This window comes from Caryophanon latum (assembly GCF_001700325.1).
GTDB lineage: Bacteria > Bacillota > Bacilli > Bacillales_A > Planococcaceae > Caryophanon > Caryophanon latum.
Genome location: NZ_MATO01000035.1, coordinates 15,204 through 29,916, shown reverse-complemented (window position 1 = coordinate 29,916; position 14,713 = coordinate 15,204). Strand labels below are relative to the sequence as shown.

General features: G+C 43.7%; 17 protein-coding genes. 2 read left to right on the top strand and 15 right to left on the bottom strand.

All coding sequences use genetic code 11. The features are described 5' to 3' along the window. Positions 1–43 precede the first annotated feature (43 nt). Together A6K76_RS09575 and A6K76_RS09570 are read left to right on the top strand one after the other, a co-directional pair. The gene (locus A6K76_RS09575; RefSeq protein ID WP_066464493.1) at positions 44–448 is read left to right on the top strand and encodes a hypothetical protein; all 405 of its coding nucleotides are present in this window, start codon (positions 44–46) and stop codon (positions 446–448) included. A gap of 87 nt (positions 449–535) precedes the next feature. Continuing rightward, on the top strand, positions 536–1,567 hold the full coding sequence (locus A6K76_RS09570) for a YdcF family protein (RefSeq protein ID WP_066464491.1): 1,032 nt from the start codon (positions 536–538) through the stop codon (positions 1,565–1,567). A 45-nt stretch (positions 1,568–1,612) separates the two neighbouring features. Here A6K76_RS09570 and A6K76_RS09565 read toward each other — a convergent pair whose 3' ends face one another. The 15 genes from A6K76_RS09565 to A6K76_RS09495 form a co-directional block, all read right to left on the bottom strand. Further along, a complete protein-coding gene (locus A6K76_RS09565; protein ID WP_066464489.1) occupies positions 1,613–1,834 on the bottom strand; it encodes a phosphate-starvation-inducible protein PsiE in 222 nt (73 codons plus the stop codon). A 137-nt stretch (positions 1,835–1,971) separates the two neighbouring features. Continuing rightward, complete coding sequence (locus A6K76_RS09560; protein ID WP_066464487.1) at positions 1,972–2,478, bottom strand: hypothetical protein; 507 nt, start codon at positions 2,476–2,478, stop codon at positions 1,972–1,974. A gap of 16 nt (positions 2,479–2,494) precedes the next feature. Beyond that, a complete protein-coding gene (locus A6K76_RS09555) occupies positions 2,495–3,130 on the bottom strand; it encodes an alpha/beta hydrolase (protein WP_066464485.1) in 636 nt (211 codons plus the stop codon). A 67-nt stretch (positions 3,131–3,197) separates the two neighbouring features. Beyond that, positions 3,198–3,758: a hypothetical protein gene (locus A6K76_RS09550; RefSeq protein ID WP_066464484.1), complete on the bottom strand. Its 561-nt coding sequence runs from the start codon at positions 3,756–3,758 to the stop codon at positions 3,198–3,200. Between the two features lie 150 nt (positions 3,759–3,908). Then, positions 3,909–4,592: a tetratricopeptide repeat protein gene (locus A6K76_RS09545; RefSeq protein WP_066464483.1), complete on the bottom strand. Its 684-nt coding sequence runs from the start codon at positions 4,590–4,592 to the stop codon at positions 3,909–3,911. A gap of 21 nt (positions 4,593–4,613) precedes the next feature. Next, positions 4,614–4,838, bottom strand: coding sequence for a hypothetical protein (locus A6K76_RS09540; protein ID WP_066464481.1), 225 nt, complete (start codon positions 4,836–4,838; stop codon positions 4,614–4,616). 189 nt (positions 4,839–5,027) lie between these two features. Then, on the bottom strand, positions 5,028–6,488 hold the full coding sequence (gene cls / locus A6K76_RS09535; RefSeq protein ID WP_342669497.1) for a cardiolipin synthase: 1,461 nt from the start codon (positions 6,486–6,488) through the stop codon (positions 5,028–5,030). 108 nt (positions 6,489–6,596) lie between these two features. Further along, positions 6,597–7,367, bottom strand: a complete 771-nt coding sequence (locus tag A6K76_RS09530) for an ABC transporter ATP-binding protein (protein WP_066464477.1) — start codon at positions 7,365–7,367, stop codon at positions 6,597–6,599. Position 7,368: 1 nt separating this feature from the next. Further along, complete coding sequence (locus A6K76_RS09525; protein WP_066464476.1) at positions 7,369–8,337, bottom strand: FecCD family ABC transporter permease; 969 nt, start codon at positions 8,335–8,337, stop codon at positions 7,369–7,371. A 3-nt stretch (positions 8,338–8,340) separates the two neighbouring features. Next, positions 8,341–9,231, bottom strand: a complete 891-nt coding sequence (isdE, locus tag A6K76_RS09520) for a heme ABC transporter substrate-binding protein IsdE (protein ID WP_066464475.1) — start codon at positions 9,229–9,231, stop codon at positions 8,341–8,343. A gap of 216 nt (positions 9,232–9,447) precedes the next feature. Next, complete coding sequence (locus tag A6K76_RS09515) at positions 9,448–9,861, bottom strand: Fur family transcriptional regulator (protein WP_066464474.1); 414 nt, start codon at positions 9,859–9,861, stop codon at positions 9,448–9,450. 1 nt (position 9,862) lies between these two features. Continuing rightward, positions 9,863–10,717: a metal ABC transporter permease gene (locus A6K76_RS09510; protein WP_066464473.1), complete on the bottom strand. Its 855-nt coding sequence runs from the start codon at positions 10,715–10,717 to the stop codon at positions 9,863–9,865. Positions 10,718–10,726: 9 nt separating this feature from the next. Beyond that, positions 10,727–11,473 (bottom strand): metal ABC transporter ATP-binding protein, encoded by a 747-nt coding sequence (locus A6K76_RS09505; protein WP_066464572.1) that lies wholly within the window; start codon positions 11,471–11,473, stop codon positions 10,727–10,729. Positions 11,474–11,875: 402 nt separating this feature from the next. Further along, positions 11,876–12,766 (bottom strand): deoxyribonuclease IV, encoded by an 891-nt coding sequence (locus A6K76_RS09500; protein WP_066464471.1) that lies wholly within the window; start codon positions 12,764–12,766, stop codon positions 11,876–11,878. Between the two features lie 433 nt (positions 12,767–13,199). Next, entirely contained in the window at positions 13,200–14,525 is a 1,326-nt protein-coding gene (locus A6K76_RS09495) for a DEAD/DEAH box helicase (protein ID WP_066464469.1), read from the bottom strand. Between the last annotated feature and the right edge of the window lie 188 nt (positions 14,526–14,713).

The window sequence follows — 14,713 nt, the reverse complement described above, 5'->3', positions numbered from 1 at the left end:
TCGGCAATTGCCTTCACTCTATATACTAAAGGATGGGTGGCTTATGTATTTGTTTAAAATTTGTCATAAAGACGGCATTCACATTATTAAAGATGTCAAAAAGGTCCGTTCAAGCATCGAACTAACAACAGCAACAAATGAAGTATTGCATATTATTGCAATTACAGACGAAACGTATACCGTGTATGACGATCGTTTTGCAGGCGCATCAAAAAAATTAAATTCTCTTGAAGCATTCGATATCGACAGCAGCTTCCGTAGCTTAGATTTCGATCAAATGCGCGAGTTATTCCGCGTTGCTTTCACAGCGTTATTGAGCCGTCTATTAAAAGCTGCATCAAATGGGGAAGATATTATTAATTTAGATGATATTCGCCACGAAATTAGCAGTGAAATTAACGGTATCCATTTCAAAATTGTAACGAATACTCACGACACGTATATTTGATCACTACATACGACATAACCGCACGCCATATCTTTTTTGTGGCGTGCTTTTTCATTTGCCTATACACTAAAGAAAAAGGAGGCTTGTATGGGACTTTCATTATTTTTATTTATTTTATTTTTGCTCTTTTACATTCGTGAGCCGCGCCGCATGATTACGGTGTTTTTATTCGGCTTGCTCATCGTCGAGACATTGCTCGTCTTTTTTGCGTACCAGCTCGACTTTTTCACATATCAAGTAGACGATTATTACGTCGTTAGTGAGTTTTATATTTACTTCATCGTCGCAGCTATTCCGTTGTCGTTATTTGCGCTTGCGATGCTCATGCTACTCAACAGTAAAGATTTAATGCAGCGAGAAGGAAAGCGCGTTCGTAATTTATTTTTAGCGGCACTGGCATGTACGCTACTATTTGTCATCGGCTATTCCGTCTACTTTTTATGGATGACGTTCCAACAATCGTTAACGGTCGCAAATTCTATTTTGTACATATACATCGTCACGATTTTAGGCTATTTTTTATTTTTCTTTATCGTGCTTGCGATGTATGCGGTGCTGTACAATATGACGCCCCTCGTTGGACGACCACAATACATTATCGTGCTCGGCTCCGGCTTAATCGGTGACCGCGTACCACCGCTTCTTGCAAGCCGCTTAGACCGCGCTGTAAAGCTATTTAAACGCTACGACGAACGACCAATATTCATTACATCTGGTGGACAAGGAAGCGACGAGCTCGTATCTGAAGCGTTTGCAATGAAAAAATATGTAATGGATAAACACGGGCTACGTGACGACCAAATTGTGACCGAGGACAAATCGACGACAACGTATGAAAATTTAACGTTTTCAAAGCGCATTTTGCACGAGCTGCTCGGTAATACACTCGGTAAAGGGGCAGTTGTTACGAATGACTTTCATGTGCTGCGCGCAAGTATTTATGCGAAGCAAGTTGGGCTACATGCAAAAGGCGTTGCGGCAACGACTGCATTTTATTACGTGCCAAACGCATTCGCTCGCGAGTATATTGGCTTGCTACATATGTACCGCAAATGGCATGTGCTATTTTTGCTACTATATAGCGCAGCGTTTTTAATTCTTTATATGCTGCTTAAATAAAACGAGCTCCTAAGCAAAATTGCTTAGGAGCTCACTTTATTGCGACTACATTTTCATGATTAAAGCACGAACTGTATCTTTTAACTCTTCATCGTACTTCGATAAGTCTACTAAGTTGCTTAAACGCTCTTGTAAAATGTGGCGCTCAACTACTAGTTGCTCGTCTAATACTTGTACTAACGTTTCGATTACTAAGTTGTTACGAACTGTTAAGCCTTCTTCCAGACGTGACTCAGTAATTTTACCCATGTTAATTTTCTTAGCCATGAAATAACCCTCCTTGTATGTATGCATGTTTATTTTAGCATATTCACCGAATTTTTGTGTAACATATTTTATGTTTCAGCAAGTTTTGCTAAAACGTATTATCGCAGTGGCAAATTTGCACATTTGTCACACATCGTTTACTTGATTGGCAGCGTCCATTCGCCAAAATCGCCGAGCGCATCGCCTGAAGATGTCGAGTTTGGTAGTTTAAATGCTGCTGGCACTTGCATCGTTGCCGTTTGCTCTGCCTCATACAATGCGTCTGGAATGCGATACATTTCATTAAATGCCGCCGCTTCTCCCGGCTCAATCATGACGCTATCGACCGATAAGTTCGCGCTCATTAGCTGCTCATTGCCTATTAATAAAGGGAAGCTTGGTGAATAGTAAATCGGTGCTGCTGTATTATTTTGTACAGTAAGCACTGCACTCATCATAATATCACCTACTGCAAAACCAAGTTGCTCGTACTCCTCCGTTACGTCCGTTAACGATTCAACGCTGTAACGGCTAAGCAGCACGTTTACACCTTCCATCTCGTGTGTAAATTCGTCACCGTTCGTATACGAAATGCTTTCTTCTGCCGTACCACAGCTGCTTAACACGACCGCAGCCGCAGCAACCCCTATAAACCATTTCTTCACCGTATTCGCCCCTTTATTAATGTAATAATTGCGCTTTTAAAAATGCCGATAAGTCTTCAAGGTTTTGCGGTGTAACACCGTGTCCATCTTCGTATGAGAAGAACGATACGTTTGCGCCGCGCTCTTCAAATACTTCTTTCGCATGCTCTGCCCATTCAAATGGCACGACGTAATCGTACGTACCGTGTGACATGAATACGTTCATGCGATCCACATCGCGCTTTGCGTATTCCTCCTCAACGAACTTCGGTAAAAAGCCGCTTAATGCGACGATGCCTGCTAGCGTATTGCCCATCGTTAACGCTAAGCTTTGTGCAAGCACTGCTCCTTGATTGAAGCCCATTACATAAATGCTCTCTAAATCTAAATCGTATTCTTGAATCGCTTCAAAAATAAATTTTTGCGTATGCATTAACACTTGGTCAAACACTTGACGTACCGGCTCGCCCTCTTGCTCTAAATAAAACGCATAGCCTGGTGTTGCGCTAATTGGTCCACGCAAGCTAAAAATGTGGCATGCGCCGTCTACAGCTGTCGTTAGCTGAAATAAGTCGTCCTCGTTGCTGCCCATGCCGTGTAATAAAAAGATGGCTGGCTGCTTTTCATTCGCATATGTTGGTGCGATATGTTTAAAATCGTATGGTGATTGCATGTTGTTCTTCCCTTCTACTTCACAGATTACTGCTATTTTAGCATATTTGTTCGTGTGTGACGATACGTTAACGGAAGCTCATGCCGTTCACGATATTGCTTACATAGTATTCGATCGTGCCATTCATAATGCGAATCGTTTCGGCTACATCGATGTGAAGGAGCGCTGGTGAATTCGCAAATTTGCGCACGAAAACGCTCGTAAAATCCGCTCGCAGTGAATGCGCTAATGATTCAAACGCATATTCGTAGCGCACCGACTCCTCGGTAAATTCTGGGTTGTCGTATTGCGGATGGAACTGCTCGACGTAAGCAGCTTGCTGAGCGTGTATTTTTTCGCGAATATGCATTTGTGCACTTAACACTTCCTGCTCAAACACGTCTACTGCTAGCGTTTGTTTACCCGTTAGCATCGCCTCCATTTGCTGTTCCCATAGCTGCTTATTTTCTAAAAAGTAAACGATGTTTAACATAAGCGCATCGAAAAACTGTGTCGTCGATGTCGTTTGTGCTTGTTTATCGTGCAAGTTTTTTTGAATCACGTCCTCAAATTGGGCGACGTTGACGTTTGATGTCAGTTGAAATAATGTCGCTTCGATCATTTTGTTCACGACTTGTTGGTTCGTCATAACGATGTGCACTTCCTTTAATAGTTTTGTTCATGATGCGTTGTTTATATGCAATCTTATTTATCATATCATGCACGCGATCGTTCCTCATAAAAAAAGGTGTACAAATGTCAAATTTGACATTTGTACACCTTTTACACGTCTATCTTTTTATTGAAATACATACTCACGCATATTTTCAACTGTATTGACAAGTGCTGCACGTAGCGACGTTTGCTCTTCGCGGCAATATTGCTGTGCGTCATCAAGTGCTACGAGCGCATTTTCTAAAAACGCTTGCTGCTGTAAATCTTTATACAGCTGTGTGAGCACGAGTGATTTATTCCATAGCCAACGCGGATTGTGTGGGTCTAAATCAAGAGCCCCTTCAATGTAGCTAAGCGATTCAAACGGTGTCCAGCCGAAGCGACTCATCGTTTGTCCAGCAATGCCCCAATAAACCGCATCATTTGGATTGTGCTTCACTGCCTGCATGAAGCAATGTGCACTTTCGTTATAATGATGCGCATTTAAAAAGAGCATACCTTGTGTGAAAAACGACTGTGCCTTTTGTTCGTCTGTACCTTCCTTTGATGCTTTCTCTAGCTTGGCAATTGCTTGCTGGAATGCTTCCTCATCGTCAATTTTTTTCAGTGCTGCGTACGCATCCATTTGCGGATACGTTTCGTCGGGGCGTTCGACTGTATGATGTCCATCTGCATATGTAGGCAAAAGATGAATATCATAATCCTCAAGTAATTTTTTATATTGCGCTGCATGTGTCATTTCATCTGTGATCGCATTATAACATGCGCGGAATTGTCCATTAAAAAAATATTGCTCTACTTGATTCATACTTCATCCACCTTTTACAAATTAAAGTTGTTGATAAAATGTTAAATTAAAATCGATGTCAAATGCATCGAAACCTGTTTCTAACTTCGGGTAAGAAAAGTCAAATTCATCTTGTGGCCACTCGATACACGTGCATATCGCATCAATGTCTTCTATACATGCTGTGGCACTAAGCTGCGCTAAACATTTTCCATAACACGCCGCAAGCTCTTCTACAGAGTATCGTAATTTATCCGCGGTCATCATAAAGTTCGCCCCCTTAGTAAAATCAACAAAAACTTTTTATTATTGTAACATGACTTTTGCGGAATGTGTATGCCTTTTCGACAAACTGTCATATAGAGGGCGCGATGAACGGTGACAAAACAGTCATTTTTCATCGTGAATTGTCAAAACGATTCATTGCAAGCATTGACAAAAGGCAAGCAGCTCTTTTTATAAAATCGGCGAAATTAACCGCGCGAGTGACTCTTGCGTACGCTTGCGGAATGAGCGTTTTTTGTACGCTTCCATCGTCAACGGCTTGCTCACTTGTAAATCACGCTCATAAATACGGCGCATGTCGATCGCTTTTTCAGTATCAAATAAAAAAGCATTCACTTCAAAGTTAAGCTTAAAGCTGCGCACGTCAAAATTCGTCGTGCCACACGTTGCCACTTCATCATCAATAACGATCGTTTTCGCATGCATAAAGCCGCCATCATATAAGTCGATATGCACTCCCGCTTTTAATAAATCTTCCATATAGCTCATCGTCGCGGCGTACACAATTTTATGATCCGGCACAGCAGGAATCATTAAGCGCACTTCTACACCGCATAAGCTCGCCATACGAACGGCCTCAAACACCGTTTCATCTGGCACGAAATACGGCGACTGAATGTAAACGTAACGCTTTGCTGAAACAATCATTTTCACGTAGCTATATTTGAGCGCATCATGCTCATCATCTGGGCCGCTCGACACAATTTGCACTGCAGTTGATCCTTCACGTTCAATCGTCGGGTAATAGCAATCATCATACGTTACGCGATGCTCCTTTGATGCCATATTCCAATCGACTAAAAATCGCGTCTGTAGCGCATGCACTGCACTTCCTTCAATGCGTGTATGCGTATCGCGCCAGTAGCCGTACTTTTCCTCAACACCTAAATATTCATTGCCGACGTTAAAGCCGCCGACGTAACCAATGCCCCCATCGATAACGACAATTTTACGGTGATTGCGGAAGTTTAAACGCGGATTAATGAGCGGAAAAATAGACGGGAAAAACACTTCAGATAAGCCGCCCGCTTCTGCTAACGGATGCATATGCTTTTTAAATAAGCGGTTTGAGCCAATCGCATCATATAAAAAACGCACTTCGACTCCTTCTTTCGCCTTCTCCTCTAGCACTTGTAAAATGCGCTGCCCTAACTCGTCGTGACGAAAAATGTAATATTGCATATGAATGTGGTGCTTCGCGTTTTTCAAGTCGCGCAGCAGCTGCTCAAATTTTTGTCGCCCGTCTGTAAAAATCGTCACGTCGTTATTTTGTGTAATGACCGCGCCGTTATACGCAAGCTGCATGTACAGCAATTTATTGTGCTGCGCAGCCGCGTCGTCTTTAAACGTAAACGCATCGTGCTGCAATGCGTCCTTTTGCTCCTCAATTAACTGAAGCAGCCCTGTATGCTGCCCGCCGCTAAAGCGATACAAATGCTTTTTGCGCAGTCGTCGTCCGAGCAATGCATACGTTAAAAAGCCAATGACCGGCAAAAAAATTAAGACGAACATCCACGCCCACGCCGAGCTCGGATGCTTTCGCTCAATGAACACGACGACGACAATGCATATAATATTGCCTAAAAATAATAACAACGCTGGTAAATCCATCGTTTGAACAAACTCCAACATACTCATCATCCTCTCTATGCTGTATACGTTCCCGTCTAACACGTTATACAAAACTATTCTCAAATGCAAAAAACGAGAGCTGGAAACATGTCCATTGCTCTCGTTTTGTTAAATGCTTAGCGGCACCATATATCGTCCGATCGACGGCTGCTCTGTAAATAGAACGCGCACATCGTAAACGTCCTTCATCATTTGCTCTGTAATGACATCATCTGGTGCGCCTTGTGCGACAACCTTCGTCGCCTTCATTAAAATAATTTCATCGCTATATTGAAGCGCTTGGTTAATGTCATGCAACACCATAACAATCGTTAAGCCGTACGTTTCATTTAATTGCTTCACTAGCTCAAGCAGCTCAATTTGATAATAAATATCTAAATACGTCGTTGGCTCGTCTAAGCATAAAATTTCTGAGCGTTGTGCCAGTGCCATCGCAATCCATACGCGCTGACGCTCACCACCCGATAATGCCGATACGTCGCTATTTCGCTTTGCAAGTAAGTTCGTGCACGTTAACGCCCATTCAACTGCCTCACGATCGGCCTCCTCATCGCGCTTTAAAAAGCTTTGATGCGGCAGGCGACCGTAGCCGACAAGCTGCTCGACTGTAATTTGTGGTGGAATGTCGTTTTGCTGATACACAATAGCGAGCTTTTTCGCAAATTGCTTCGGCTTATAATCGAGAACGTCCTTTTGCTCTAGCTGTACGCTGCCTGTAATCGGCTTGTTGTTGCGCGAAATTAAACTAAGGAGCGTCGATTTGCCACAGCCGTTTGGACCGATAATCGTCGTAATTTTCCCCTTAGGAATCGAGGCGCTAACACCGGACAATTGATTGTTTTTGCCATCATGCGAAAACACCACTTGTTCGATTTGCATATTAGTTTTTCTCCCTTCTGAGTAAGAAAATTAAAAATGGTCCGCCGATAATCGCCATGATCGTCGAAGCTGGAATTTCCTGCGGGGCAAGAAGCGTACGCCCGAGCGTGTCCGCAGTTAAAATTAACAATGCCCCTGCAAGCGCTGAAAATGGGATTAACACTTTATGGTTATGCCCGACTAAGCGGCGTGCAATGTGCGGAATGAGCAGCCCGACGAATGAAATGACGCCTGCTGTTGCCGTCGCAATGCCCGCTAATAATACAGCAACTGCCGCAACGATGACACGAGCGCGCGTAACGTTGAACCCTAAGCTTTTTGCTGTTTTATCTTGTAGTACGAGCAAGTTACACCATTTGCTTAAAGTAACGGCGAGTATTAGCCCAATCATACCGTAAAGCGTAATAATTTGCACATCGCTCCACGTGCGCATCGATAAATTCGACGACACTGTACCGTCAACCATGACACCCATGTAGCCACAAAGCGTCACAAATGCTTCGCGCAGCCCGGTAAACATCGCCGAAATCGCAATGCCGACTAAAATAATTTTGAGCGGGTTTAACCCTGATTTAAACGATAACGAAAAGACGAGGAAGCATGCGACAGCGCCACCTAAAAACGCAAGAAGCGGCGCATACATAAACAGCGCTGGCATCATCGTTAATACGAACGTCGTCACAAACGCAGAGCCGGCTGAAATTCCGATTACCCCCGCGTCTGCTAACGGATTGCGCATAATCGATTGCAGCAGCACCCCCGCCACCGATAGCGCTGCCCCTGCAAACATCGCGACAATAATACGTGGGAAGCGCAAGTCACGAATCACCGCCATCGTTTCGTCCTCAAAATTAAAAAATGCTGTTATAAAATCAATCGTATTCATCTTTACACTGCCTGTCATTGCGGCGTATACCGTTACGGCAAAAAGCGCCACAATGACGATCACAAAGCTCGCTATTTTTCTCATTGGCTAGTCCTCATAAAATAATTCGATTAAGTAATTGACCGCTTCTGCTACGTCTAAGTTGGCTGTCGTCGCAAAGAGCGGCTCCTCTAAGTCATACACACGCTCATTTTTCACCGCATTGAAATGCTTCCAAATGTCGTTCGTTTTAAACTCTTCATCAAACATTTCAACAACGTCCTCTGGCATGCCGTGTGCTAAACGTAAAATAATATCTGGGTTTGATTCATGTAAATATTCCGTGTTCGACGCTAAATATTCTTGCTCAAATTGCCCCATCACATTTTCGCCGCCTGCAAGCTCCACAATGTTGCCGATGTACGAATTATTCGTTGCGACTAAATACGACCCTGGTACACCGAGTAAAATTAATACTCTCGGCTTCGGCGCGTTCACTGGCACATTTTTTGCTGCCTCGTCAATTTGTGCTTGCAAATCGTCTGTCACTTTTTTCGCCTGCGTAAGACGGTCGTATTTTTTCCCAAGCTTTAAAATATCGTCCTTCATCGTTTCGACATTTTGTAAATTCATAAACGTACCCGAAACGTTCGCCGCCTTAAAAATTGGCTTTAAATCGTTTTCAAGCGTCGTTACTGAAATGACATCAGTCGGCTGCATCGACGCGATAATTTCCATATCTGGATTCATCGCATTGCCGATTTTCGGTAGCTGCTCATAACGCGCAGGTAATGGTACCGACGTTTCTGGCACCGCAATGACGTTATCCATTTCAAGCATGTCCGCAATATGTGCTACAACGGACGTCGCCGCGATAACACGCTCTTCTCCACCTGATGCTGCCGGTGTTTGTGGTGCTTCTTCAACACCAACTTCACTCGAACAAGCGGCTAAAAATACTGTGACCCCAACAGCTGCTGCTCGTAACCATTTTTTCATGTTTCGTTCCCTCCAATCGTATAGTAGCTTTTGCTCTATACATGTCATTACCTTTTTGACAGTTGTGTCATCTTATATAAAGTAATGTAAATATACTTCCAAACATCCAATGAGAATCAATATCAATTAATCCTTTGTTTATGATAGCGAGCAATGTCGGCAATGTCAATATACGAAAAAGCGAAAAAGCGGCATGCATTTGCATACCGCTTTCCATTATGCCATACAGCTTGGACATTTGCCGTAAATTTCAAACTTATGATTGTCAACCGCATAACCTGGCAGCTTTTCGCCGAGTAAATCCATCGGGCATAAGTGCACTTCTTTAATGTGCCCACAATCCATACAAATGAAATGGTGATGGTGATGATCCGATTCACATTGCATGCGGAAATTGCGCTCACCTGATAATTCCGTCTCCTCTAAAATGCCAAGCTCCACGAACGTCGCTAAGTTGCGATAAATCGTATCGAAGCTCATGCCCGGAAACTGCGGCTTTAGCACCGTCAGTAAATCACGCGCCGTTAAATACTTTTCCGTCTCCGCAAACATGTTGAGTAAAATTTCACGCTTGTCCGTTTTCTTATAGCCGTTTTCCTTTAAAATTTCCCACGCACGTTCTACATTCATGTTAATTGACCCCTTTCGACGCCATAAGCAGCGACATCTTTTTGCCAAAAATCACAACTAATAAAATGACGATTGATGTGACAACAATCGTTCCACCTGGTGCTAAGTTTAAATAAAACGCCGACACTAAGCCGATAATGACTGATAGCTCCCCGAACACGATCGCATAAATGATTGCCTGCTTGAACCCTTTTGCAACGCGCATAGCAGCCGCAACCGGTAACGTCATGAGCGACGACACGAGTAAAATGCCGACGATGCGCATTGATGCCGCAATGACGAGCGCCGTCACAATCATAAATGCTAAGTGCACCCATTTTGCCGGAATGCCACTTGCTTTTGCGAACTCATCATCAAACGATAATAAAAATAATTCTTTAAACATGAAAAATAAAAATAAAATGACAACTACGGCAATACCGATGACGACATATAAATCTTGGCGCGATACAGCCGACACTGAGCCGAATAAATAGCTCATTAAATCTTGGTTAAACCCTTGTGCCATCGAAATAAAAATCGCACTTAAGCCGATCCCACCCGACATAATGATCGGAATGGCAAGCTCCTCGTAATGCTTATATAAACTGCGCAGACGCTCAATTAAAATCGAGCCTGACACCGACGCAACGATACCTAAATAAATCGGATTTAATAGCGCAAGAGCTGGCACACTTTGGCTTAAATACAAACTGCCCGCAATGCCCGCAAGCGTGACGTGCGACAATGCATCCGCAATAAGCGACAGGCGACGCACGACGATAAACACACCGAGCAGCGGCGCAATAACACCGATAATGAGCCCAGAGAAAAACGCATTTTGTAAAAATTCATAATTAAAAATTGCTTCGATCATTGCGTCCTCCTAATGTACTTTACGTACTGCATGCCCGTACCATGCGTTTAATTTTTCTTCCGGTAACGTATCGAACTCGCGGCGGAATCCGTGGAAATGAATTTTTTGATTTAAGCACGCGACATGTGAAATGCGGTTAGACACTGTATTCACGTCATGCGTCACGAGCACCATCGTAATGCCTTGCTCCTCATTTAGCTTCACGAGTAAATCGTAAAATGCTTGCACATTTTCATGGTCAATGCCGACAGTCGGCTCATCTAAAATGAGTAGCTTCGGCTCGCTAATAAGCGCTCGTGCGATAAATACGCGCTGCTGCTGCCCACCGGAAAGCGCTCCGATATTGCGGTCGATAAACTGCTCCATACCGACAAGCTTTAACGCCGCTTCTGCACGCGCGTTCGCATCCTTTGGCAATCGCTTAAACAGCCCAACCTTTTTCGTTAAGCCGCTTCGTACCACTTCACGCACCGTCGCCGGAAATCCCGAGTTAAACGCATTGGATTTTTGTGACACGTAGCCGATCCATTCGCGTTTTTTAAACTTGTCGCAGCTTTCGCCAAACAAATTGACCTCTCCGCTCATCGGCTTTAGTAGCCCTAAAATTAATTTTAATAGCGTCGATTTTCCAGAGCCGTTTGGTCCAAGCAGCGCTAAAAAATCTCCTTGCTGTACTTGTAGTGAAATATCATTTAATACGTTCGTATATTCATATTGAAACGACACATTTCGAATATCAATTTGTACGTTTTGCACGTTTACATCTCTTCCTTCTAATTCAAAATCATTACGATTTAACATCACTATAATATACTGTACATGCAGTGCTTTGTAAAGTACAAATGCTTGCATGAGAAATAGTCAGAATTTGCGCGCATATCACTACTTGTTGCGCTACGCTTTCGAGGCAGGCTTTCCACGTGCGTGGGACGAGGAGGCTTGAGGAAGGCGGTGGGCGCTACGTCCATGTAGCACCGCCTTCATGACCAACATCGTGTTCGCCGCCGAGCACCATGAGATTTATCTGCGACGAGTAATCGCAGGAGCATCGCAAGCCGCAATACGCGAAATGCCTATTCAAGAGGCGTATCAACATACTTGATTCAAAACATACATAAAACAAAAACGGCAGAGGATTCGCTCCCCTACCGCTTTTCGTTATTCTCCGCGCAGTGCGTCGATACGCTCTGGCGTAAATGTTTTCGTACGCAGCATATCGATTTCCACTGCGTACGGTGCTTGCTTGTTTTTTGCATCCGTGCCAACGAACGGCGTTTCTAAAATTTTCGGCACGTGCATGAGCTTGTCGTGATGCACGATGTGACAAAGTGCATCAAAGCCAATTTCACCAAAGCCGATGTTTTCATGACGGTCTTTCGCAGCACCGCGCACGTTTTTAGAGTCGTTAATGTGTAGCACTTTTAGGCGGTCGATACCGATTAATCGGTCGAACTCGTCTAATACGCCGTCAAAATCGTTCACGATATCGTAGCCGGCATCATGTACGTGACATGTGTCAAAGCAAACCGATAAACGGTCATTGTTTTTTACGCCATCAAAAATGCGGGCAAGCTCCTCAAAGTTGCGTCCGATTTCTGAGCCTTTTCCTGCCATCGTCTCAAGGGCGATTTGCACTGGATAATCTTGCGTTAATACTTCGTTTAAGCCTTCGATAATGCGCGCGATGCCGACGTCTACACCAGCGCCGACATGAGCACCAGGATGCAGCACAATTTGTGATACGTCTAGTGCCGCTGTACGCTCAATTTCTTGCTGTAGGAAGCTAACGCCTAGCTCGAACACTTCTGGCTTTGTCGTGTTTGCTAAGTTAATGATATAAGGTGCATGCACAACGACGTTTGACATTCCATGCTCCTGCATATGCACAAGCCCTGCTGGAATGTTGAGCTCGCTAATTGGCTTGCGGCGCGTGTTTTGCGGTGCACCTGTGTAGATCATAAACGTGTTTGCACCGTATGAAGCCGCTTCTTGGCTAGATGACAGCAGCATCCCTTTGCCGCTCATCGAAACGTGTGAACCAAGTAACATTGTGATTCCTCCATTTTACGTTCTAAAGTTCCATCTAACTGGATTGAGGTATTTCTTTGAATTATATAGACGGTGAATGTATTTTAGCGTTTTGTTCGTCGGCTCTGCTCACGCTTTTCCCGCAGGAGTCCGCCTCTTGTTTCGAGCCTCGTTTACATTCTAAATTTCAATCACCTTGTATATAGCTGCTTTTCTAGAGCTAAATAAATTTCTACACAGTGATTGTGGCTGGAAGCAAAATGCGTCCAGCCACTTAAAAGACTTCTATTCCAAGCGTATTGATTAGCCATTCAACTAGCATTTCGCGTAGTGCGGCTCGCGTTCCTAGACCTCGCACACGCTCCATGCCACTAAAATGCAGCTTTCATTTCAGTCTTGCTACTGAAAACAATCAATTCCACTGTCTAAAAGTGGCGTATCAGCAGACCTGCTTCTATTTCTTCTTGTTCGTCTTCGCTGTGCTGCGGTTTTTAATGCGGCGCTCGCGCTTTTTAATTTTATCCATTTCCCAGCGCATGTTACGTTTGTAGCCTGGTTTCACTTTCTTCGGCTTACGTACCATCGATTTTGCTTTTGCGTCAATTTCGTTTTCTTGACGGTCGCCTTTACGGTTTTCGCGGGCATGACGCTCTTTTAAGTCGATCCATTCGCCGTTCTTTAAATCTTTATGCTGGAACGGAATACCCATTTTTTCTACGCGGTTTAATGCATCTTCATCAGATGGCTCAAATAACGTAATCGCTGTCCCTTTATTACCGGCACGTGCTGTACGACCAACGCGGTGAATGAAAAACTCTAAATCAGATGGAATTTCGTAGTTAATCACGTGTGAAATACCTTGAATATCAATACCGCGAGCAGCTAAGTCTGTCGCTACGATGTATTGGTATTCTAAGTCGCGCACTTGCTTCATCATACGCGCGCGTTCACGTGGTGCTAAGTCGCCGTGAATTTGCCCAACGCGTAACCCTTGCTCACCTAAATAATGCGCAACCGCTTCTGCATTTTTACGCGTGTTACAGAAAATGACCGCTAAGTACGGGTTGATCGATTCAATGACTTCCATTAAGCGCTTGTTTTTTGATTTTGAACGCACTGGCAGTAAATAAAACTCAATGTTTTCTGCTACTGGACGCTTATCGTTCATGTGGACATGCACTGGTGCGTCCATATATTTTTTTAAGAATGGCTGTAATTTTTCTGGAATCGTTGCAGAGAATACGAACATTTCTAACTTCTCTGGCATGTGGCTTGCGAATCCGTCGATGTCTTCAATGAAGCCCATGTCAAACGCTAAGTCCGCTTCGTCGACTACTAAAATTGGCGCTGTATGTACAAGTAACGCGCCTTCTTTTACTAAGTCTTTAATACGACCTGGTGTACCGACAACGATATGTGGCTGTACTTTTAATTTTTCAATTGAACGTTGCTTATCCGTACCACCGATAAATAATTTCGTGCGAATGTCCGTACCTTCAATTAATTGATTTAACGCATCAAAAATTTGCTGTGCTAGCTCGCGTGTCGGTGATGTAATAACAGCTTGTACTTCCTGCTTGTCCTCTTGTAGACGTTGCACGATTGGTAATAAGAAGCTGTGCGTTTTTCCTGTACCTGTATGCGCTTGACCGATTGCACTTTTGCCTTTGAGCACAAGTGGAATGATCTCTCTTTGAATTGGTGTTGGTTCAACAAAACCTAATTTCGCAATGGCTTCTTGTAAAAACGGCTTTAATTGATAATCTGTATATTTACTCATGTAATTTTCCGTACCTCCTGATAATTCTTATTGCGCTACGTTGAGCAATAAGATGAACATCACACAATCTTATCGCGGAAAGGGCTCATAAGTCAACGAACATGTCACCGTTGTTTTCATTTTTCTACTAGCACCGCTTCCTTTGCCGTACAATCGACAAATTTTTTGACGTGACACCGCAAACTGCT

What these genes read in the sequence shown, in the direction of transcription:
- A6K76_RS09510 (WP_066464473.1), bottom strand. Translation starts at nt 10,717, where the DNA reads ATGATCGAAGCAATTTTTAATTATGAATTTTTACAAAATGCGTTTTTC.
- A6K76_RS09495 (WP_066464469.1), bottom strand. Translation starts at nt 14,525, where the DNA reads ATGAGTAAATATACAGATTATCAATTAAAGCCGTTTTTACAAGAAGCC.
- isdE (WP_066464475.1), bottom strand. Translation starts at nt 9,231, where the DNA reads ATGAAAAAATGGTTACGAGCAGCAGCTGTTGGGGTCACAGTATTTTTA.
- A6K76_RS09555 (WP_066464485.1), bottom strand. Translation starts at nt 3,130, where the DNA reads ATGCAATCACCATACGATTTTAAACATATCGCACCAACATATGCGAAT.
- A6K76_RS09575 (WP_066464493.1), top strand. Translation starts at nt 44, where the DNA reads ATGTATTTGTTTAAAATTTGTCATAAAGACGGCATTCACATTATTAAA.
- A6K76_RS09525 (WP_066464476.1), bottom strand. Translation starts at nt 8,337, where the DNA reads ATGAGAAAAATAGCGAGCTTTGTGATCGTCATTGTGGCGCTTTTTGCC.
- cls (WP_342669497.1), bottom strand. Translation starts at nt 6,488, where the DNA reads ATGTTGGAGTTTGTTCAAACGATGGATTTACCAGCGTTGTTATTATTT.
- A6K76_RS09570 (WP_066464491.1), top strand. Translation starts at nt 536, where the DNA reads ATGGGACTTTCATTATTTTTATTTATTTTATTTTTGCTCTTTTACATT.
- A6K76_RS09550 (WP_066464484.1), bottom strand. Translation starts at nt 3,758, where the DNA reads ATGACGAACCAACAAGTCGTGAACAAAATGATCGAAGCGACATTATTT.
- A6K76_RS09545 (WP_066464483.1), bottom strand. Translation starts at nt 4,592, where the DNA reads ATGAATCAAGTAGAGCAATATTTTTTTAATGGACAATTCCGCGCATGT.
- A6K76_RS09530 (WP_066464477.1), bottom strand. Translation starts at nt 7,367, where the DNA reads ATGCAAATCGAACAAGTGGTGTTTTCGCATGATGGCAAAAACAATCAA.
- A6K76_RS09565 (WP_066464489.1), bottom strand. Translation starts at nt 1,834, where the DNA reads ATGGCTAAGAAAATTAACATGGGTAAAATTACTGAGTCACGTCTGGAA.
- A6K76_RS09515 (WP_066464474.1), bottom strand. Translation starts at nt 9,861, where the DNA reads ATGAATGTAGAACGTGCGTGGGAAATTTTAAAGGAAAACGGCTATAAG.
- A6K76_RS09540 (WP_066464481.1), bottom strand. Translation starts at nt 4,838, where the DNA reads ATGATGACCGCGGATAAATTACGATACTCTGTAGAAGAGCTTGCGGCG.
- A6K76_RS09500 (WP_066464471.1), bottom strand. Translation starts at nt 12,766, where the DNA reads ATGTTACTTGGTTCACACGTTTCGATGAGCGGCAAAGGGATGCTGCTG.